20 protein-coding genes are annotated in these 21301 nt (G+C 31.3%); 7 read left to right on the top strand and 13 right to left on the bottom strand.

Annotated features, from left to right (window positions below; genetic code table 11):
- Positions 1-134 precede the first annotated feature (134 nt).
- The 9 genes from ML436_03870 to fakB1 all read right to left on the bottom strand — a co-directional run bounded on the left by ML436_03870 (position 135) and on the right by fakB1 (position 10420).
- Positions 135-371 (bottom strand): CsbA family protein, encoded by a 237-nt coding sequence (locus ML436_03870; GenBank protein ID UMT78879.1) that lies wholly within the window; start codon positions 369-371, stop codon positions 135-137.
- Positions 368-1018: an HD domain-containing protein gene (locus ML436_03865; GenBank protein UMT78878.1), complete on the bottom strand. Its 651-nt coding sequence runs from the start codon at positions 1016-1018 to the stop codon at positions 368-370. The genes ML436_03870 and ML436_03865 overlap by 4 nt, the downstream gene beginning before the upstream one ends.
- Positions 1019-1185: 167 nt before the next feature.
- The gene (locus ML436_03860) at positions 1186-2013 is read right to left on the bottom strand and encodes a CHAP domain-containing protein (GenBank protein UMT78877.1); all 828 of its coding nucleotides are present in this window, start codon (positions 2011-2013) and stop codon (positions 1186-1188) included.
- A gap of 408 nt (positions 2014-2421) precedes the next feature.
- Positions 2422-3532 (bottom strand): peptide chain release factor 2 gene (prfB, locus tag ML436_03855; protein ID UMT78876.1). Its coding sequence is split into 2 segments (ribosomal slippage): positions 2422-3459 and positions 3461-3532, totalling 1110 coding nucleotides; the frame shifts between segments, so codons are not numbered across the junction.
- A gap of 331 nt (positions 3533-3863) precedes the next feature.
- Positions 3864-6395 carry a preprotein translocase subunit SecA gene (gene secA, locus ML436_03850; GenBank protein UMT78875.1) on the bottom strand — a complete coding sequence of 844 codons (2532 nt, stop codon included), beginning with the start codon at positions 6393-6395 and terminating at the stop codon, positions 3864-3866.
- A 412-nt stretch (positions 6396-6807) separates the two neighbouring features.
- Complete coding sequence (gene raiA / locus ML436_03845; GenBank protein UMT78874.1) at positions 6808-7380, bottom strand: ribosome-associated translation inhibitor RaiA; 573 nt, start codon at positions 7378-7380, stop codon at positions 6808-6810.
- Positions 7381-7440: 60 nt separating this feature from the next.
- Positions 7441-8115 (bottom strand): ComF family protein, encoded by a 675-nt coding sequence (locus ML436_03840; protein UMT78873.1) that lies wholly within the window; start codon positions 8113-8115, stop codon positions 7441-7443.
- Entirely contained in the window at positions 8108-9229 is a 1122-nt protein-coding gene (locus ML436_03835) for a DEAD/DEAH box helicase family protein (GenBank protein ID UMT78872.1), read from the bottom strand. Before ML436_03835 ends, ML436_03840 begins: the two co-directional genes overlap by 8 nt.
- A gap of 324 nt (positions 9230-9553) precedes the next feature.
- The gene (fakB1, locus tag ML436_03830; GenBank protein ID UMT78871.1) at positions 9554-10420 is read right to left on the bottom strand and encodes a fatty acid kinase binding subunit FakB1; all 867 of its coding nucleotides are present in this window, start codon (positions 10418-10420) and stop codon (positions 9554-9556) included.
- 143 nt (positions 10421-10563) lie between these two features.
- On the opposite strand from fakB1, the gene ML436_03825 reads away from it, so the two are divergent.
- The gene (locus ML436_03825) at positions 10564-11205 is read left to right on the top strand and encodes a YigZ family protein (protein UMT78870.1); all 642 of its coding nucleotides are present in this window, start codon (positions 10564-10566) and stop codon (positions 11203-11205) included.
- Positions 11206-11317: 112 nt separating this feature from the next.
- Here the strand turns inward: ML436_03825 and ML436_03820 are convergent, their stop codons facing one another.
- A complete protein-coding gene (locus ML436_03820; GenBank protein UMT78869.1) occupies positions 11318-12373 on the bottom strand; it encodes an undecaprenyl/decaprenyl-phosphate alpha-N-acetylglucosaminyl 1-phosphate transferase in 1056 nt (351 codons plus the stop codon).
- 317 nt (positions 12374-12690) lie between these two features.
- Between ML436_03820 and ML436_03815 the strand changes: the two genes are divergently transcribed.
- From ML436_03815 to pepT, 4 genes are all read left to right on the top strand, one after another.
- Positions 12691-13761 (top strand): GGDEF domain-containing protein, encoded by a 1071-nt coding sequence (locus ML436_03815; protein UMT78868.1) that lies wholly within the window; start codon positions 12691-12693, stop codon positions 13759-13761.
- 196 nt (positions 13762-13957) lie between these two features.
- Positions 13958-14719, top strand: coding sequence for a threonine/serine exporter ThrE family protein (locus tag ML436_03810; protein ID UMT78867.1), 762 nt, complete (start codon positions 13958-13960; stop codon positions 14717-14719).
- Between the two features lie 17 nt (positions 14720-14736).
- Positions 14737-15231 carry a threonine/serine exporter family protein gene (locus tag ML436_03805; protein ID UMT78866.1) on the top strand — a complete coding sequence of 165 codons (495 nt, stop codon included), beginning with the start codon at positions 14737-14739 and terminating at the stop codon, positions 15229-15231.
- Positions 15232-15244: 13 nt separating this feature from the next.
- Positions 15245-16471, top strand: a complete 1227-nt coding sequence (gene pepT / locus ML436_03800) for a peptidase T (GenBank protein ID UMT78865.1) — start codon at positions 15245-15247, stop codon at positions 16469-16471.
- 241 nt (positions 16472-16712) lie between these two features.
- On the opposite strand, the gene ML436_03795 is transcribed toward pepT, so the two are convergent.
- From ML436_03795 to ML436_03785, 3 genes are all read right to left on the bottom strand, one after another.
- Positions 16713-17837 (bottom strand): glycerate kinase, encoded by a 1125-nt coding sequence (locus tag ML436_03795; protein UMT78864.1) that lies wholly within the window; start codon positions 17835-17837, stop codon positions 16713-16715.
- Between the two features lie 420 nt (positions 17838-18257).
- Positions 18258-18578, bottom strand: coding sequence for a bacillithiol system redox-active protein YtxJ (ytxJ, locus tag ML436_03790; GenBank protein ID UMT78863.1), 321 nt, complete (start codon positions 18576-18578; stop codon positions 18258-18260).
- A gap of 153 nt (positions 18579-18731) precedes the next feature.
- Entirely contained in the window at positions 18732-19610 is an 879-nt protein-coding gene (locus tag ML436_03785) for an EMYY motif lipoprotein (protein UMT78862.1), read from the bottom strand.
- A 119-nt stretch (positions 19611-19729) separates the two neighbouring features.
- Between ML436_03785 and ML436_03780 the strand changes: the two genes are divergently transcribed.
- Together ML436_03780 and ML436_03775 are read left to right on the top strand one after the other, a co-directional pair.
- Positions 19730-20248 (top strand): GrpB family protein, encoded by a 519-nt coding sequence (locus ML436_03780; GenBank protein UMT78861.1) that lies wholly within the window; start codon positions 19730-19732, stop codon positions 20246-20248.
- A gap of 126 nt (positions 20249-20374) precedes the next feature.
- Complete coding sequence (locus tag ML436_03775; GenBank protein ID UMT78860.1) at positions 20375-21298, top strand: UDP-N-acetylmuramate dehydrogenase; 924 nt, start codon at positions 20375-20377, stop codon at positions 21296-21298.
- Positions 21299-21301: the final 3 nt, after the last annotated feature.

The raw sequence follows: 21301 nt of genomic DNA, 5'->3' as shown, positions 1-21301 counted from the left end.
CAAACATAGTTGTTCTAACTATGCTTGCATTTAATCAATTCATTTATCTAGTTATATTTTGTGTGCATATACACTTTATATCATTCATCTTATTGTTTCAATTAATTTGTTTTACCCTTTTACTTAGGTTAAAATTAGCTGTCTCCATCTTGATGCTTATGAAACTCAAGCTGATCTATTATAAGATAACCTGCCAATAGTGATACTACATCAATAAAGATAATCCACTCATTATGAAAGTATTCCTTATATATGGAAGCTCCTATTAATATCAATGTTAGTGTTGTACCAACCCATTTACTTCTTGTTAATACACTAAATAACACTACTAAGACACATGGAAAGAATGCAGCGCTAATATACCATATCATTCATTTTCCTCTTTTCTTTTGTTTAAAATGTTCATGGTAGTTTCTCTTAATTCTGTTTTAGGAATGAAGTTTTCAGTTAACATTTCCGGAATGATATTATTGATGAAATCTTGTACAGAAGCTAAATGATCGAATTGAATAATTGTTTCTAAGCTCATTGCATAAATTTCAAAAAATAATTCTTCAGGATTGCGTTTTTGAATCTCTCCGAATGTTTCGTATAATAAATCGATTTTATCTGCAACTGAAAGTATTTGTCCTTCTAAAGAATCATCCTTACCTTCTTGCAATCGTAGTTTATAAACTTCTCTATATGGCAATGGAATTTCTTCCTCTATAAATGTTTCTACCATTTCTTCTTCAACTTGTGAAAATAGTTTTTTCAATTCACTGCTTGCGTATTTCACTGGCGTTTTAATATCACCAGTAAACACTTCCGCAAAATCATGATTTAATGCTTTTTCATATAAACTTTTCCAATTTATTTCTTTTCCATGATATTCTTCTACAGTCGCTAAATACTGAGCAATTTTAGTTACTTTAAAGGAGTGTGCCGCAACGTTATGTTCAAAATATTTAAATTTTCCAGGTAATCTTATAAGTCTTTCCATGTCTGATAATCTTTTAAAATATTGATGTACACCCATTTCAATTACCTCCTTATTATTTAATCATAAATTATACTTTCTTTTTACATATCATTCAATTAAATATCATTTAAATATCTTAATTGTTTAACTTCGTACATATTATAACAAAAAAATCCTCCTAACCCATTTCAAAAAATAGGCAAAGAGGATGATTTAATATCAAATTAGTGAATATAATTATATTTACCTGGATTTAAAATTGTTCTAGAAGATTTTACATTAAATCCTGCATAGTTCATTTCAGATACTGTTATTGTTCCGTTAGGATTTACTGATTCAACTACACCAACATGACCATATGGACCAGCAGCAGTTTGGAAAATAGCACCAACTTCTGGTGTTTTATCTACTTTAAATCCTGCACTTTTCGCTGCATAATTCCAATTGTTTGCATTACCCCATAGACTACCAATACTTCTACCTAATTGTGCACGGCGATCAAACGCATAATACGTGCAGTTTCCATATGCGTATAAATTACCTCTATTCGCAACAGATTTATTGTAGTAATGTGCAACTGGTTTATTTGATGCTACTGTGTGTGATTTCACAGGTTTATATGCAACATTAACTGATTTAGCAGCAGTTTGCTTAGTTGCTACATGTTTTGAAATTTGCTTAGCAGGTTGCTGTGTTGACTTTGTTCTTTGAGTTGCTTTACTTACTGGTGTTTTAACAACCTTAACTTGTTGTGCTTTATTTTGAGGTACTAATGAAAGTACGTCACCAGGGAAAATTAATGGTGTTACACCAGGATTGTATGAGTATAATTGATTCAATGTTAAATGATGCTCTAATGCAATTTTATATAATGAATCTCCAGGAACAACTGTGTATGTTGTTTGAGATTGTGTTTGAGCTTGAACATCTGATACATAATTATGTTTAATTGGTGATTTAACCACTGTGCCTTGTTGTTGTGCATGTGCTGCATTATTAAAAGCTAAAAAAGCTAACACTGACGAAACTGTCACTGTAAGAGTTTTCTTCATCTTGTTGTCATTCCTTTGCTGTTAGTATTTTAAGTATGAAAATACTATAGCACAATACATTTTATCAAAAGCTATTGTTATGACGATGTAATCAAATGGTTAACAATACAAAAATCTTACTAACACATATTTTAGTGTAAAACATTTTGATTTCAACGATTCGGTAACGCTTTCACAACTTTATTTCTAGCTGTAAATTTAGTAATAGGTAATATTTCTTAATGTACTCTACATGTTTTCTATAAATAAATACATCATTCAAAAAGGTCCATCCACCGATTTAAAAAATAAATTGTACTAATTTATTCATAATCTCATTTTTCTATTTGTGAGCCTCATTAGAACTGAAAATTTCTTATTTACACACAAAAAACCGAAACCAAATACGGTCTCGGTTTAACATATAATTTAGTCATGTGACATTGTTTGTCTCAAATATGATTCAATGAATGGACCTATTTCTCCATCCATTACAGCATCGACTTTACCAGTTTCTTCGTTTGTACGATGATCTTTAACCATTGAATATGGATGGAAAACATACGATCTAATCTGACTTCCCCACCCTATTTCTTTTTGTTCACCACGAATTTCAGCCATTTCACGTGCCTGTTCTTCTAATTTTAATTGATATAATTTAGACTTCAGCATTTTCATTGCCGCTTCACGGTTTTTAATTTGAGATCGTTCATTTTGGTTATTAACTACGATACCAGACGGATGATGGGTAATTCGAATAGCTGATTCTGTCTTATTAATATGTTGTCCACCTGCACCAGAGGCTCTAAATGTATCTACTGTAATGTCATCTGGATTGATTTCAATTTCTATTTCATCATTATTAAAATCAGGTATCACATCACATGATGCAAATGATGTATGGCGACGACCAGATGAATCGAATGGAGAAATTCTAACAAGTCGATGTACACCTTTTTCAGCTTTTAAATAGCCATAAGCATTATGTCCTTTAATAAGTAATGTCACGCTTTTAATTCCAGCTTCATCTCCAGGTAAATAATCAACCGTTTCAACTTTAAACCCTTTCTTTTCACAATAACGTTGATACATTCTAAATAACATATTTGCCCAGTCTTGTGATTCCGTACCACCCGTGCCTGGATGTAACTCTAAAATAGCATTATTAGCATCATGTGGGCCATCTAAAAGTAATTGTAATTCATATTCATCCACTTTGGCTTTGAAATCAATTACCTCTTGTTCTAAATCATCTTTCATTTCTTCATCAAATTCTTCTTGTAATAATTCCCAAGTTGCTTCCATATCATCTACATCTTGTTGTAACGTTTTATAACCATTAACAATTGATTTTAATGCATTATTTTTATCTATAATATCTTGAGCCTTTGTCTGATTATCCCAAAAATTCGGTTCAGACATCATCTCTTCAAATTCTTGAATATTGGTTTCTTTGTTCTCTAAGTCAAAGAGACCCCCTAATTTGTGTTAAATCTTGATTATATTTATCAATATTACGTTTTATTTCTGATAATTCCATAGTTTTCGCTCCTAGCTTTAATTCAAATAATGTCACACTCTAGTACAATTTATAATGTTAAATTCTAACATAAATTAGTTAAATAACGATAATAATAAATTTAAGTGCATTCAAATTTTATCGTCGCAATTAGAATGACACACTTTTGTTTACTTCCCATACTTTGATATAAAAATCCTCATTATTATAAGGTACTAGAATATTAGTATAATATACACTAATCAGTGAATTCATGAACATCTCTAACTAAATTTTTATTCATTAGATATTAAAAAATTACTCCTTCCAAAAATACCATATTGGTTTTCTTGGAAGGAGTAATTAATATCATTTATTTACCGTGACAATTTTTATATTTTTTACCACTGCCACATGGACATTCGTCATTTCTACCAACTTGTTCACCTTTTACGATTGGTTGTGCTTTAACTTTTTCTTTACCATCTTCAGCTGAAACGTGTTTAGCTTCACCAAATTCAGTCGTTTTTTCGCGTTCAATATTATCCTCGACTTGTACTACAGATTTCAAAATGTATTTACATGTATCTTCTTCAATATTTTGCATCATAATATCAAATAATTCATGACCTTCGTTTTGATAATCACGTAATGGATTTTGTTGGGCATATGAACGTAGGTGAATACCTTGACGCAATTGATCCATTGTATCGATGTGGTCAGTCCAATGACTATCAATTGAACGCAATAATATCATACGTTCAAATTCATTCATTTGGTCTTCTAGAATATCTTTTTGACCTTGATATGCTTTTTCAATTTTAGCCCATACAACTTCAAAGATATCTTCAGCATCTTTACCTTTGATATCATCCTCTGTTATATCGCCTTCTTGTAAGAAGATATCATTAATATAGTCGATAAACGGTTGATACTCAGGCTCATCATCAGCAGTATTAATATAAAAGTTTATACTACGTTGCAGCGTTGAACGTAACATTGCATCTACAACTTGAGAACTATCTTCTTCATCAATTATACTGTTTCTTTCATTATAAATAATCTCACGTTGTTTACGTAACACTTCATCATATTCTAATATACGTTTACGTGCATCGAAGTTATTACCTTCCACACGTTTTTGCGCTGACTCAACAGCTCTCGAAACCATTTTTGATTCGATCGGTGTAGAATCATCCAATCCTAATCGACTCATCATTTTTTGTAAACGTTCAGAACCAAAACGAATCATTAATTCATCTTGTAATGATAAGTAGAATCGACTATCACCTTTATCACCTTGACGTCCAGAACGACCACGAAGCTGATCATCTATACGACGAGACTCATGACGTTCTGTACCTATTACTGCTAAGCCGCCTAGTTCTTCTACACCTTCGCCTAATTTGATATCTGTACCACGACCAGCCATGTTAGTTGCAATTGTAACTGCACCTTTTTGTCCTGCTCCTGCAACAATTTCAGCTTCTCGTTCATGGTTTTTCGCGTTTAATACATCATGGCGAATGCCTCGTTTTTTAAGTAAGTTAGAAATATATTCTGACGTTTCAACTGCAACTGTACCTAATAATACTGGTTGTCCAGCTTTATGCTTTTCAACAACATCTTCAACTACGGCATCAAATTTACCTTTTTGGCTAATATAAATTAAATCTGACTTATCGTTACGCTGCACAGGTTTATTAGTAGGAATTTGAGTAACTGTCATATTGTAAATGTTTCTAAACTCTTCTTCTTCAGTTTTTGCTGTACCTGTCATACCTGCAAGTTTATTGTACATTCTAAAATAGTTTTGGAATGTAATTGAAGCCATTGTTTTAGACTCATTTTGTATTTGCACGCCTTCTTTAGCTTCAATAGCTTGGTGTAACCCTTCTGAAAAACGACGTCCAGGCATTGTACGTCCTGTAAATTGGTCGACAATTAATACTTCGCCATCAACAACCATATAGTCTACATCACGTTGCAATGTAACGTGCGCACGTAATGCTGTATTAATGTGGCTAATAACATCAACATTTTGTACATCATATAGGTTTTCAACTTTGAACATACGCTCTGCTTTATCTGCACCTTGCTCAGTTAAATGTACTGCTTTTGTTTTTTCATCATATTTATAATCTTCATCTTGCTTTAACATTTTCGCAAATACATTTGCTTGTGTATAAAGTGACGTTGACTTTTCAGCTTCTCCCGAAATAATCAATGGTGTACGCGCTTCATCAATTAAAATCGAGTCAACCTCATCTATGATTGCAAAGTGCAAAGGACGCATAACTCTATCTTCAGAGTAATTCACCATATTATCTCTTAAATAGTCAAAACCTAACTCGTTGTTAGTACTATAAGTAATATCTTGAGCATAAGCTTCGCGCTTCTCTTCAGTTGTCTTACTATTTAAGTTCAATCCAACAGTCAAACCTAAGAAATTATATAATTCTGCCATTTCTTCACTTTGAACACTTGATAAATATTCATTGACTGTAATAACGTGAACGCCTCTACCAGCAAGTGCATTTAAATAAGTTGGCATTGTTGCTGTCAACGTTTTACCTTCACCAGTTCTCATCTCAGCGATATCGCCCTTATGAATTGCAATACCACCCATAATTTGAACTTTATATGGTGTCATATTAAATACACGTTTAGAACCTTCTCTAACTAGTGCATATGCTTCTGGCAAAATTTTATCTAAATAGTCATTCTGTTTTTTGACATTTTCTATGTCAGCTAATTCTGTTTGGAATTGTTTCGTTTTATTTCGAATTTCTTCATCAGTTAAAATTGCCGTTTTTTCTTCTAAAGCGATTACTTTATCAGCAAGTTTACCTAACTGTTTAATTTCTTTATTATTGCCATCAAGAATTTTTGATAAAAATCCCATTTCGTTCGCTCCTTTAGCTAAAAAACTGTTTGGCCTACAACAATATATCTTATCATTTATAGTTATAAAATTATACTTATTTACTCATTTAAGGAAACAATATAAATATATTTACGACAAACTTCATTCACATTCTGTTGATAACAAGTTTATCACTATTAAATATAATCTCAATACACATTAATACTTCCCTGTAAAATATAACATCATTATTTTACGATTATTTAAGTGGATTGTTCAATAAACTGACATACTATAATTAACTTTTCATTCAAATATATACATCCATTAACATTAGCATAGACACTATGTTTCATTCAACAAATTACATAAGTGAATCCTGAAATAATTAAACTAACCATTTTGAATTAAAAAAGCACTTGTGCTAGAACACAAGTGCTTAAAATTTCATTTATTGTTCGCTAGTTTGAATTAAACCATATTTACCATCTTTACGACGATAAACTATGCTTGTTCCATCTGTTTCTCTATCTGTAAATACAAAGAAATCATGACCAAGAAGATTCATTTGTAGTACAGCTTCTTCTGAATCCATAGGCTTTAAGCTGAATTCTTTAGAACGAATAATTTCGATTTCGTTTTCATCATAAGTCTCATTGTCAATTGGAGTTTCTTGCATTTCTTGCAACTCTGCAACAAACACTTCTTGATCTCCACGATCACGGCTCTTACGATTAACACGTGTTTTATATTTTCTAACTTGTCTTTCAAGTTTATTGTTAATTAAATCAATTCCTGCGTATAAATCATCGTTGCGCTCTTCAGCTCGTAACGTTACATTTTTCAATGGAATTGTTACTTCAATTTTAGTTGCTGAATTTGAATAAGTTTTAACTTTTACATGCGCGACTGCATTTGGTACGTCATTAAAATAACGTTCCAACTTACCAATTTTTTCCTCAATATAGTTGCGAATAGCATCTGTGATAGTGAGGTTATCTCCATGAATTTCAAATCTAATCATAGTAATCTCTCCTTAAACCTCTTTATTGGTAACTCTTTATTATATTTTAACATTTTTACGCTATCGTGCAAACGCAAACACTTTGAATTTTCTGATATTTGTAGTATATAATTTACACCCAGCACGATGAATTGTTAATCCTGTTGTATAAATATCGTCAATGAGTAATATTTCTTTGTCTTTTAAATCTAAACTTGTATCAACTATAAATGGATTCTCTTCTATAAGTCGTTCTTTTTTAGATAGACTGGCTTGTTTGGGCCGATCAACCATTTTTAAAATCTTATCAAAATGAATTCCCTTCGCTGTTAAAACCGCTTCAACGGGATTAAATGTTCTATATTGATCATTTGATACAGATGAAGGTATTGGCACAATATAATCATACGTTGTCGAAGGTATTTCAATTAAATGCGCCAACAATTCACATAAATAATAGTCTTTCATAAATTTAAATTGATGAATAATTTCTTTCATTATCCCATTATAATTATATCCACAATACAATTGTTCCATTAATTTAAAATGTGTTGCTAAAAATTCACAATCTAAGCATATTTCTTCCTCATCACTTAAACATTTAAGACATTTTTCACATCGTCTTTCTTTATGATTGATTTTCATCTGTTCCCATTTACTCTCGCAAAGTTCACATAATCTATTAGGCCTCTTAAATAAATTATAAATTGAAATAGTTTCATTAATATTTCTACCACAACTCAGACACTTATTCATCAATCCACCCTCTTTTTAAAGCTAATCGATTCATTTGCAAGATTTCTTTTCTTGCTAGCATCATGCTTAAACTAACACCTTGATGAAAATATAATACTTTACCTTTTGGACATTCTAATTTACGACCAACCCTTCCAGCTATTTGAATTAATGCTTCTTTAGAAAACTGATGCGCATCGATGACGATAACATCCAAATTAGCCATCGTGAATCCTCGTTCTAAAATCGTTGTAGTAAAAATGACATCATAGTTTCCATTTCGTAAATTTTCTACTTTTTCAAAACGAAAAACGTCTTCACTATGTACATATGTTAATCTTGAAATTTCGTTCTTATAAGTCGAGAAAGTTTTAATCATTATATCTATATTATTAAAAAAGACAAGTGTGTAACGTTTATTAGAAGTTTGTTCTATTAATAATTTATACAGCGAATGCTGAATTTTACTTTCCTTTAATTTGAAATATTGGAATTTTGGAGCTGGTAGTGACTTTTTATGAAAACGTGCAGGTAATTTAATAATATTTTCTCGAGGAATTGTTGCTAAAAGATGCTTTGGGGGTGTAGCAGTCATATAAGTCATTGTGTGAATTTCTTTAGCGGATGAAATTAATGCTTGTTGTAAAGTATTGTTCATTGCTAATGGAAAAGCATCTACTTCATCAACAAAAATAGTATCAAAATGTTTTTTGAAGCGGTAAAGCTGGTGAACAGTACTTACTACAAAATGACCGTTAAATTGTTGCTGTGACTGTTGATGTAAGACATCTATATTTTCTCCTTTAAACGCGTCTTGAATTCGTTTGCTAATTTCCACGACTACATCTACACGCGGTGATACTACAGCAATGTTATCTCCTTGACGTCTTGCATATTGAATACCTTGAAACATCATTTCTGTTTTACCAGCTCCTGTAACTGCATATAGCAAAATTGTTTGCCGGTTCTGAATTGCCTGAACAATATGTTCAGAAGCATATGCTTGTTGTGCAGATAATTCAAATGGTAGATTATAATAGGCTTGCGAAGGATTCTGAAAACTCTCAGTTATTTTATATATTGTTATATCATCTATACGGCCAAGTGAGATACAATTTCGACAATACACAATCATTTTTGAAAGCGTTGATGAATAATATTGATAAAAATGTTGAGGCTCGTTACTTCCGCATTGAAGACACCTATAAAATCGTCCTTCTTTTGTTATACCAGTAGCTTCAGTTTTAATTACCTCAGTCGTTAGTTGCGTTCGTGGGTGTATTAATTTTCCATAATGTTTGATGTGATTTACCTCTTTTCAATAAAAAAGTCTACATTTAATAATTATTATGTTTTAACTATAGAATTTCAGCATTCAAATGATAAATCATATTAATACTTAAAATACTAAACTTAAAACTTTAATCATAATGTAGACTCTTCAATTAAAATTTTATAATTATGTTAATCTTATTTTTCTACCAACGTATCCTAAACCTAATCCACCAGAACCTAAATGCGCTGCAATTACTGGACCAAATTCTGAATATGCAACTTGATAATTTGAAGGACAATCTTCTAACAACTTTTTGTATAATGCTTGACCATCTTCATAGTGATCTCCATTAATGACAAATAACGTTACTTCCTCGTAGTCCTTAACAATTTCTAACACTTTCTTTTCGAGAGTTTGGATTGCACGCTTTTTAGTACGGACTTTTTCTTCAGGTATAATCTTACCATCTTCAAATTTAAGCACTGGTTTCATTTTTAATAATGTTCCAACCCATGCTTGTGCTCCAGTAATTCGACCACTTTTTTGTAAGTTTTTTAAATCATCAACAATTAAAAATGCACCTGTATGTTTTCGCATCTCAGTTAAATCATCAATAATATGCTGTGGTTCATACCCTTCGTCAACCATTTCAATAGCTCTTAAAACATAGCAACCTTCAATCATCGCTGCTAGTTTACTATCGAAAGCATGTACATTAACTCCGTCAACCATTTCTCCTGCTTGATAACTAGATTGGTAACTACCACTAATTCCACTTGATAAACAAATGACAATGATATCTGTGTAACCTTGATCTCTTAGCATTTCATATTTTGTAATCCATTCGCCAATTGCGGGTTGGCTTGTCGTTGGTATCGTTTGTGACGATGCCATTTTATTATAAAATTCATCAATTGCTATTTCATTACTTTCTGTAAAATTCTTACCATCATCAAATGTCACACTTAATGGCGCGATTTGAATGTTATATTTATCAATTAAGTCTTGCGACAGATAACTTGTAGAATCGGTCATCACAGCAATTTTCATAGTCGTCCTCCTCAAATATACTCATAGTCATGATACAATATTTCTGTTAAAAAGAAAATGGCAATCAAACGATTTATTGTTGTGTCATTTTCAGTGTATAATGAAGTTTAAATAATCTTAAGTTGATGAATTAAGGAGTTATTATGACACAAAATATCATTACTATTAAAAAAGAACACACCATAGAAAATATAATTAGTAAGTCGAAATTTATTGCTCATATTAAGCCAGTTCAAAGTGAGGATGACGCTAAAGCATTTATTGCCAAAATAAAAAAAGAACATAAAGATGCAACACATAACTGTTCAGCATATACAATAGGTCCTGAGATGAATATTCAAAAAGCCAATGATGATGGTGAACCTACAGGTACTGCCGGTGTACCAATGTTAGACATTTTGAAAAAACTTGAAGTTCATAATACATGCGTTGTTGTTACAAGATATTTTGGTGGTATCAAATTAGGTGGTGGTGGCTTAATTCGCGCATATAGTGGTGCAGTAAGAGATGTCATTTATGATGCTGGACGTGTTGAACTACGTGAGGCAATACCTTGTATTGTCACACTTAATTATGATCAAACTGGAAAATTCGAATATGAATTAGCCTCTACACATTTCATGTTAAGAAATCAAACTTATACTGATAAAGTTAGTTATTATATCGATGTCGTTAAAACTGACTACAACGATTTCATCAATTTTTTAAATCAAATAACTGCTGGTAATTTTGAATTAACTGAAGAGAATACAAAGCAGTTACCTTTCGATATTCCAACAACATAAAAGCACTAGCAAATGATGGTGTATTTCAAATACAATTGAATTACCACGATTATGCTAGTGCTTTATTTATAATCTTTTTTAATTCCATTAGTATATTAATCCAAAACCCTTCTCACTCTTCTTTATGAGAAGACTTACGACTAATTAAATTCAAAATTGGTCTATAGTTATTATCAATTAGCCCTGTGAATTCAACAATCAACTCAATACTAAAAATAATTAACACAAACATCAATACGACACCTAATGGTGGCGATACATATAAAATAATACTGGAAAGGCTAAATAAAATAGAAATTGAATAGATTAATAATACTGTTTGTCTATGCGTATAACCTAAAGCCAATAATTTATGATGTAGATGAGACTTATCAGCTTGCATAATATGCTGACCTTTTTTAACACGTCGAATCATGGCAAATAAGGTATCGATAAATGGCACTGCTAAAATAACGATTGGGAAGAATAAAGCAATGATTGTAATATTTTTGAACCCTAATAAAGATAAAAATCCAATAATAAATCCAATCATTAATGCCCCGCTATCTCCAAGGAATATTTTTGCCGGATGGAAATTATAAAATAAAAATCCAATCAATGAACCTAATAATACGCAACAAATCATAGTAATAAATATGTTCGCTTGTAAAATCGCAATAAATCCAATTGTAATAAGTCCGATTGCTGAAACCCCAGATGCCAATCCATCTAATCCATCAATTAAATTAATTGCATTAGTAATTGCAACAATCCAAATAACTGTAATTGGTATACTTAAAAATCCAAAGTGTATCGTCGTACCCATTGGTAATGAGATAAAGTCAATGGTCACACCATAAAAAGCAACAACTAAAGCTGCAGCTATTTGGCCAGCAAGCTTAATATAAGGTTTCAAATCATAGATATCATCTACAAGTCCAAGTATGTACATAATAATCGCACCAATAATAAGTGGCTTGATTTCTGTTTCAATAGGATGTCCAATCCAAATACCTATTAAAAATGAAAAGAGAATCACAGTCCCACCCATTACAGATACAGGCTTTGTGTGTACTTTTCTAAAATTTGGTTTATCAACTAAATTTAATCTTTTCGATATTGCAATAATGATTGGCGTTATAATTAAACTGACAATCATCGTGACTGCAACAAGTAATAATGTAACCATTTATTCACCTTCATCGATATTAATTGTTTTTAACGTTGTATTTATTTAATATAATCTTTATAGAATGACTTATATACTCTCTAGGTATATCTTATGCCTTTATTATAAATTAATTTGCTCAATAAATGATATCATATTTACAACTATACGATTCATTTTGTTTATATCGTTTATTACTCATTTTTTTATCATATCATTTAAGGCAACATTTTAACATTAAAGTCTATATTAAGCGTTAATTTTATATATAAATTAATGACAAAATGTAAGTTTTCACTTACAATAGCTAGTGGTCAATTAAAGGAGTCGATTAAGACATGTTCGAAGCATTTATATACAATATATCTGTTATCGTCGCTGGAATTTATTTATTCCATCGATTACAGTATTCAGAAAACAAACGTATGGTTTTTTCTAAAGCCTATGTCACAGTATTAATGACACTTGTTTCATTATTATTATCTGTTTACCCTATTCCTTATCGTGAGGATTATTTAATTCATTTAACATTCGTTCCTTTATTGTTTTTAGGTAGATTTACCAATATGGTCTATACATTATCTGCTACTTTAATTGTATCAATTGTTGAAATTGTAGTATTCAACAACTCAATTATGTACGGTGTCACATTAATCGTTATTGCTGCCGTAACAAGTGCTATAGGACCATTTTTAAAACAAAACGATGTACTATCATTATTAATTCTAAATGTTGTCACAATTATTATTTTATTCGGTGTTGCATTAGTGAGTCCTATTTACACGCTATCGGAAGTTATCATTTTAATACCAATATCATTAATTATCACGTTAGCATCTGCAATAACTTTTGTAGATATATGGCACTTCTTTTCACTTGTTAATCGTTATGAAAATGAGGACAAGTATGATTATTTAACAGGATTAGGCAATGTAAAAGAATTCGATAGACATTTAAATGAGATTTCACAAAAAGCTGAAAAAGAACATCAAAGCATCGCGTTATTATTAATTGATATCGATGGCTTTAAAGATGTCAATGATACGTATTCACATAAATCTGGTGATGCAGTATTAAAACAAATGTCACAATTACTTAAAAACTATGTACCAAATCAATTTAAAATTTTTAGAAATGGTGGCGAAGAGTTCTCTGTAGTTATACACAATTATTCACTAGATCAAAGTGTTAAATTAGCTGAAAACATTCGTTCAGGCGTTGAAAAATCTTCATTCCATTTACCAAACAAAGAAGTTATTAAATTATCTGTATCAATAGGTGTCGGTTATCTAACAGACGAAGACCCTAAATCACAGCGAAAAGTATTTAAAGATGCAGATGACATGGTACACGTAGCCAAAAACCAAGGGCGAAACAAAGTCATGTTTAACCCTATTATCAATTTATAACAACGACAAAACTGTTAATCATTTGCTATTATTAAATCATGATACAATAGCAAAGATTAACAGTTTTTTATTATTTTAATTTTAACCTTGCAATTACTTCATACAGACACAGTGTCTCACTATTGAAAGTTGCAACGACAAGTTGTAAACTTCAATTGTTCAAATAAATAAACAAAATCATTGGAGGTGAATTGATATGCCTGATTCAATCACAATTATAGATGAAAATAAAGTGATTGATGTTGTATTGATTGCAGGAAGAATTTTGCTAGAGTCCGGTGCAGAAACATATCGAGTTGAAGATACGATGAATCGTATTGCACATAGTTATGGTCTTCATAATACATATAGTTTTGTCAGTTCAACTGCAATCATCTTTTCATTAAATGATCGAACAAGCACGCGATTAATTCGTGTACAAGAACGTACTACGGATTTGGAAAAAATCGCTTTAACAAATAGTCTTTCACGTAAAATATCAAACCAAGAATTAACAATTGATGAAGCAAAGTCAGAGTTCATTCATTTACAACATGCATCATTGCAATACTCATTTTTAACAAATTTCTTTGCAGCAGCCATCGCATGTGGCTTTTTTCTTTTCATGTTTGGTGGCGTTGCATCAGATTGCTGGATAGCAGTAATAGCAGGTGGTGCAGCATTTTTAACGTTTAGTTTTGTACAACGTTATATTCAAATTAAATTTTTCTCAGAATTTGTTGCAGCAGCAGTCGTCATATCGATTGCCGCCACGTTTACGAAATTAGGCATTGCAACAAATCAAGATATTATAACTATTGCCAGCGTTATGCCACTAGTACCTGGTATATTAATTACCAATGCGATTCGTGATTTACTAGCTGGTGAATTACTTGCCGGTATGTCGCGTGGTGTTGAAGCTGCCTTAACGGCATTCGCAATAGGCGCTGGTGTCGCAATTGTTTTACTAATCATTTAAGAAAGGACTGTTAAAGCATGTTATTTTATTTATTTCATTTTACGATAAGCTTTATTTCAACAGTACTTTTCTCTATTATCTTTAATGCACCAAAAAAACTTTTAGTAGCATGTGGTTTTGTTGGTGCCATTGCATGGACAATTTATCAATTAACAGTTGATTTAGAATTTGGAAAAGTTGGCGCGTCATTTTTAGGAAGTTTAATTTTAGGTTTAATGAGTCATACGATGAGTCGTCGATATAAACGCCCCGTAATCATTTTCATAGTGCCAGGTATCATTCCATTAGTACCAGGTGGTGCTGCTTATCAGGCAACTCGATTTTTAGTCTCAAATGATTATACAAGTGCTGTAAATACCTTTTTAGAAGTTACTCTAATATCAGGTGCCATTGCATTTGGTATTTTAGTATCCGAAATACTGTATTACCTCTACACACGTATCAAACAACTGTATGGTAAAATTAAAGGTAAGACATATAAAAAATCTTATAACATGAATAATAGAGTTTAAGGGGTCGAATAGGATGAAGAAACAATTAATAGATAGATTAACAAGATATGCGACAATTGATACACAATCTGATCCACAATCCACAACAACACCTTCTACCGAGAAACAATGGAATTTGCTACATGTATTAGAAACAGAATTACAACAATTAGGATTACCGACTGATTTAGATGAAAATGGATATTTATTCGCTACATTAGAAAGCAATATTGATGCTGATGTACCAACAGTCGGTTTTCTAGCACATGTAGATACTTCACCTGATTTCAATGCTTCTAATGTCAAACCACAAATTATTGAACACTATGATGGTAAACCATATAAATTAGGTAATACGAAACGTGTATTAGATCCTAAAGTATTCCCGGAACTCAATAGTTTAGTTGGTCATACATTGATGGTTACTGATGGCACATCTTTATTAGGGGCAGACGACAAAGCTGGCATCGTTGAAATTATGGAGGCCATTTGTTATTTAAAAGCACATCCCGAAATTAAGCATGGTACAATTCGCATTGGATTTACACCCGACGAAGAAATTGGTCGCGGGCCACATAAATTTGATGTCGAACGATTCAATGCTGACTTTGCCTATACGATGGATGGTAGTCAATTTGGTGAATTACAATACGAAAGCTTTAATGCGGCTGAAGCGGTGATTACATGTCATGGTGTAAATGTTCATCCAGGTTCTGCTAAAAATGCAATGGTAAATGCGATACGTTTAGGTGAACAATTTGACAGTTTATTACCTGATAGCGAAGTACCTGAACGCACAGAAGGCTACGAGGGCTTTTATCATTTAATGCGCTTTGAAGGAACTGTCGAAAAAGCAACATTGCAATATATTATTCGTGACCATGATAAAAAACAATTTGAATTACGTAAGAAACGTATATTAGAAATTCGCGACGATATCAATGCACATTTTGAAAATTATCCTGTAAAAGTTGATATTACTGATCAATATTTTAATATGGCTGAAAAAATATTGCCGTTACAACATATCATTGATATTCCAAAACGAGTATTTGATAAATTAGATATCCCAGCAAATACTGAACCTATTCGTGGTGGTACTGATGGATCACAATTATCCTTTATGGGATTGCCAACACCTAATATTTTCACTGGTTGTGGCAATTTCCATGGTCCTTATGAATATGCATCGATTGACGTTATGGAAAAAGCTGTACATGTTATTATTGGAATCGTTCAAGATATCGTTGAAAATAAATAACTGAGACATTAGTATAAAGCGAACTCCACTTCAATCTTAATTCACAATAAAAATCACGCTAACATTTTGTACTACGTTAGCGTGATTTTTATTTTATTTATCTATAATTCGTATCTAATACGGAAATTAAACTTTAGCCACATACATCCTAAATATAAGACATGATTTTCTCTTGCAAATATTTATCATGCAATTTTTCACAAAACTAACAATGCAAAATTTGTGACCCTTCTAAAATGTACTAATTTTCCACATTAAATTGCGTTTTCAATAATTTTAATGATTGAACAGTATAATGTCGTATTTGTAAGCCCATTTTAAAATCTGTATAACTTTCAGGCATATCAATAAATGTATTAAACATTGCTGTTACACCTTGTGATTCAAATAAATCAAACTTTTCAGCAGTAGCGCAAATTGCAATTGAAATTTTTTGATGTTTGTGACAAAGTTCTGCGATACGTAAAGTTGTAGTTTCTAACAATTGATCATTTTCATTTAAACCTTCACCAAAAATAATTAAATCAGCTTGTTCTACTAAGTTTTCTAAATGTGTTAGTTGATCTACTAGTGCATGACTCGTCAAGATTTCAGCTTGGTATAAACCGTTCAATACAGCTGCAATTCCTCCACCTGCACCACCACGTTCAACAGGACCAATAGCTATTTTCAATTCACTCTTAAATAATTCACTAAAATACCAAATTAAGTTATCAATTTCAGCAGCTTGGTTATGATTTAATTGATGCGCTTCATAAGTTTGCATGATTTCACTTTGCTTTCCATATAATCTACTTGAGAAATCTGACATTACTTGAATTCTTGTCTCTGCCAATTTAGGATGCAATTTTGACATATCCATTCGTCTAATATATTTAATTAATCCTGCTCCTTTTCTCATATCAACGATGCGACCTTCATCATCATAAAATGCCGCACCAAGCGCTTGTAACATACCTGCTCCTGCATCAAAACTGTCAATACCACCAAGAGAAATGACAATATGATTAGCCTCATTATCTAATGCATGTTTCATCATTTCACCTAAGCCGTAACTCGTACGCTCTGTAATTGGTTTATCCCCTTTTAAAAATAAATTCCCTTCAATGACTGTCATACCAGTATCTGTTTGTCCATAAACCCCTTCAATTTCATTCATATCTGCATCATGAACAGGAATACGATACTTTTGACCTGATTGCCATAAAAATACTGAGTCCAACAATTCATGTCGTCCATTAAATAAAGGAACTTGTACAACATCCGCTGTTTCAATTTGACTTGCAACTGCTTCTTCAACATATCTATTGGCTTGATAACTTGAAATAATACCATTAAATTCATCCATGGCTACTAATACTTTCATAACCTTGACCACCTTACTTTATTATTTATTGTGTAACGTTTCAATTAAGGTATATCTAACCTTATTATTTACATTTAATTTTATAATTTAAAATGACTTACATCTCTATTTATACTAATATTTAACACATATCATACACATAGTTTAACTTCATTATCATTCATTTTACCGCAAATTCCCCATTAAAAAATCTTTAAAAAGTTTTGCTTTCAAAGTATTTCTTCGTATAATTTTTTAATAAAAATACTCGAATACATTATACATATGTTTATTAAAAAGTACTAACGTTACTGCTTTTACATATTTTTAAAAATAAAAGGTTAGAACATGATTATAACCTTAGTACCGTGCATATGAATTTAAAATCACAATTCACATGAGGTATTGCTAGGCAAATATGTTCCAACCTTATAGTTTTTATTATTCTTCTGCTTGTGCTAATGACGAAACATTAATATCACCGTGGTCTCTATTCCAAACCATTTCACCATTTACAAAATAAAATGCTTGAGGTGATTCGTGTTTAACGTTCGTTTTTTCAGCAATATAATCTGACAAATCGCGTTCTTGTTGGACAATAAGATAGTATCCGTCCATATCGCGTTCATATAAAAATTTATTAAATTGATCATACGCATTTGCCGATATTGGACAAGTTTCACTATGTTTTAATACAAAAACATATTTGTTTTCTTCAATAACCTGTTCAAATTGGTCAATTGAACTTAGCTTTATAGCCACTCTATTCACCTCTAAAAATAATTATCACATTTAAATAGCATCTGCGTGACATTTCTATACATATAGTTAATATCAATGTTTATCATTATACACATTGAATGTTGTCCTGTTAACCATAAATTCAAATTTTTTAACTTTGAATAATAATGATAGTTATTTATCTTCTAATTTTTCAAGCTTTTTTTCAAAGACTTTATCGCCACTAGTTATATCTATACCCTTTTTTGGCAACTTATCTACATCAATCTTTGATAACTTTTCACTTACTTCAATCGTCTCTATACGTGTATTATAATAGTTCTGTAAACTATAGTACATTTCTATAGCATTTTTACGAGCATTATTAACATGTTTATCACTTATATTTGTTTGATTAATATCTGTAATTTGTTTCTCAATCATTGGCATAATATGATTTTTAATAGCACTCTTCACTTCATTTTCCTTACTATCATCTAAATTTTTCTTAGCAGTATCTCTTAATGCTTTATTATTTTGTTCTAACTTTGTTGTTAAACTTGTTGCTTCATTTTTATTATCTGCTTGTTTTATTTCCGATTCAACTTTGTATCTATTTTTTTCAAATTGCTTCGTATAATCTAAAATATCTTCATTATACTTAATCGATTGATTACATAAATCTATAAATGTCTTTAGTTGTTTTATCGACTTCTTTTTCTCATTTGAGATAGCCATGTATTCTTTTTTTAATTGTTTCACCTTTGTAGTATCATCTGGTAAACTTTCAGCAGATTTATAGTATGCTTGAAACTTTGGTATTAGATGATTATTCACATCTTGCTGTAAAGCTTTAAATTCTTTACTATTTTTATCCGTCGTATCAGTTTTACTTAAATGATCAATCTCTTTAAGGTGAATATTATCCATGACATGTTGCAGTTCTTTTTGTTTTTGCTCTACTTCTTTAAATTGCTTAGTAAATTGATGTTGTGCCTCTTTTTCTTTATTACCACATGCACTAATTACTATAATTAAAATCGCTAACATAGCGAATATGACAATTTTTTTCATGGTTGCACTCCTTAACAGATACATTATACAAAAACATGTTTATTATGAAAATGAATTATGTTATAGTATTTCAGACTTTATCGCGATTAAATTAAGTTTTATTATCAAAGGAGTTTATCATGTATTCAAATGTTCAACCATTCATTAATAATGATTCAAATTATGACTTTCATACGCAATATACAAACATAAAATCATTATTATTCAATTTATTAGACAGCCCTGTAAAATATACAAAACATATCGGTGGTACGTATCACTTTATGTATTCAACTGAGCCGATTTTAGATATTTTAGTTGGTGTTGAAAATTTACATGATATCACTGCACTCGATGAAAAACGTTTAAATTATGTTGGTTTTTACCGCCTTCACCATAAATATAATAAAAAAGTTATGATGGCAAAGTTTAACAATTATCATGATTTAAAACAAGAAGTACGCTTACATATAATCCAAATGAATACGTCTACATTCGAATCATATATTGCACTTGATCATGTCTTATCTAGTAACAACGAAATAGCCTTGCTGTTCAATTCTAAGAAACAGCAAATTTTACAACACTCTCCATCAATAAGACAATATGAGATTCAAAAGCAACAATACTTCGAAAAACTATGTAAAAAATATTTATAACAGTAGTTATATCGTGTTTTACAATTATACTAATTTTAATACTTAATTTTCAATTTTCGCAAATGAATTTTAAAATTGGTATAATACTATATGATATTAAAGACATAAGAAAGGATGTACTTAAAAGTGATAAATAAAGACATCTATCAAGCGTTACAACAACTTATTCCTAATGAAAAAATTAAAGTTGATGAACCTTTAAAACGATACACTTATACAAAAACTGGTGGTAATGCAGATTTTTATATTACCCCTACTAAAAATGAAGAAGTACAAGCCGTTGTGAAATATGCCTATCAACATGGCATTCCTGTAACTTATTTAGGAAATGGCTCTAACATTATTATTCGCGAGGGAGGTATTCGTGGTATTGTCATAAGCTTATTACCATTAGACCACATTGAAGTGTCTGACGATGCTATTATAGCTGGTAGTGGTGCTGCTATCATTGACGTCTCTCGCGTTGCTAGAGATCATGCTTTAACAGGCTTAGAGTTTGCATGTGGCATCCCCGGTTCTATTGGTGGTGCTGTCTATATGAATGCTGGTGCTTATGGTGGCGAAGTGAAAGATTGTATTGATTACGCACTATGTGTCAACGAACAAGGCGCACTTATTAAACTCACAACAAAAGAATTAGAATTAGACTATCGCAACAGTATAATTCAAAAAGAACATTTGGTTGTATTAGAAGCTGCATTCACACTAGCTCCAGGAAATATGACTGAAATACAAGCTAAAATGGATGACTTAACAGAACGTCGTGAATCAAAACAACCTTTAGAATATCCTTCTTGTGGTAGCGTATTCCAAAGACCACCAGGACATTTTGCTGGTAAATTAATACAAGATTCTAATTTGCAAGGCCATCGAATTGGTGGTGTTGAAGTGTCAACTAAACACGCCGGCTTCATGGTGAATGTTGATAATGGCACTGCTACAGATTACGAAGATCTTATCCATTACGTACAAAAGACTGTTAAAGAAAAATTTGATATTGAGTTAAATCGTGAAGTTCGTATTATTGGCGAACATCCAAAGGAATCATGAGTT

Source organism: Staphylococcus roterodami (genome assembly GCA_022493055.1).
Classification (GTDB): domain Bacteria; phylum Bacillota; class Bacilli; order Staphylococcales; family Staphylococcaceae; genus Staphylococcus; species Staphylococcus singaporensis.
The sequence above is the reverse complement of the archived record's forward strand: the minus strand, read 5'-3'. Positions and strand labels throughout refer to the sequence as shown.

What these genes read in the sequence shown, in the direction of transcription:
- ML436_03870 (UMT78879.1), bottom strand. Translation starts at nt 371, where the DNA reads ATGATATGGTATATTAGCGCTGCATTCTTTCCATGTGTCTTAGTAGTG.
- secA (UMT78875.1), bottom strand. Translation starts at nt 6,395, where the DNA reads ATGGGATTTTTATCAAAAATTCTTGATGGCAATAATAAAGAAATTAAA.
- ML436_03795 (UMT78864.1), bottom strand. Translation starts at nt 17,837, where the DNA reads ATGAAAGTATTAGTAGCCATGGATGAATTTAATGGTATTATTTCAAGT.
- ML436_03785 (UMT78862.1), bottom strand. Translation starts at nt 19,610, where the DNA reads ATGAAAAAAATTGTCATATTCGCTATGTTAGCGATTTTAATTATAGTA.
- ML436_03810 (UMT78867.1), top strand. Translation starts at nt 13,958, where the DNA reads ATGCCTGATTCAATCACAATTATAGATGAAAATAAAGTGATTGATGTT.
- ML436_03780 (UMT78861.1), top strand. Translation starts at nt 19,730, where the DNA reads ATGTATTCAAATGTTCAACCATTCATTAATAATGATTCAAATTATGAC.
- ML436_03840 (UMT78873.1), bottom strand. Translation starts at nt 8,115, where the DNA reads ATGAATAAGTGTCTGAGTTGTGGTAGAAATATTAATGAAACTATTTCA.
- fakB1 (UMT78871.1), bottom strand. Translation starts at nt 10,420, where the DNA reads ATGAAAATTGCTGTGATGACCGATTCTACAAGTTATCTGTCGCAAGAC.
- ML436_03815 (UMT78868.1), top strand. Translation starts at nt 12,691, where the DNA reads ATGTTCGAAGCATTTATATACAATATATCTGTTATCGTCGCTGGAATT.
- ML436_03820 (UMT78869.1), bottom strand. Translation starts at nt 12,373, where the DNA reads ATGGTTACATTATTACTTGTTGCAGTCACGATGATTGTCAGTTTAATT.
- ML436_03805 (UMT78866.1), top strand. Translation starts at nt 14,737, where the DNA reads ATGTTATTTTATTTATTTCATTTTACGATAAGCTTTATTTCAACAGTA.
- ML436_03825 (UMT78870.1), top strand. Translation starts at nt 10,564, where the DNA reads ATGACACAAAATATCATTACTATTAAAAAAGAACACACCATAGAAAAT.
- ML436_03865 (UMT78878.1), bottom strand. Translation starts at nt 1,018, where the DNA reads ATGGGTGTACATCAATATTTTAAAAGATTATCAGACATGGAAAGACTT.
- pepT (UMT78865.1), top strand. Translation starts at nt 15,245, where the DNA reads ATGAAGAAACAATTAATAGATAGATTAACAAGATATGCGACAATTGAT.
- raiA (UMT78874.1), bottom strand. Translation starts at nt 7,380, where the DNA reads ATGATTAGATTTGAAATTCATGGAGATAACCTCACTATCACAGATGCT.
- ML436_03835 (UMT78872.1), bottom strand. Translation starts at nt 9,229, where the DNA reads ATGATTGTGTATTGTCGAAATTGTATCTCACTTGGCCGTATAGATGAT.
- ML436_03860 (UMT78877.1), bottom strand. Translation starts at nt 2,013, where the DNA reads ATGAAGAAAACTCTTACAGTGACAGTTTCGTCAGTGTTAGCTTTTTTA.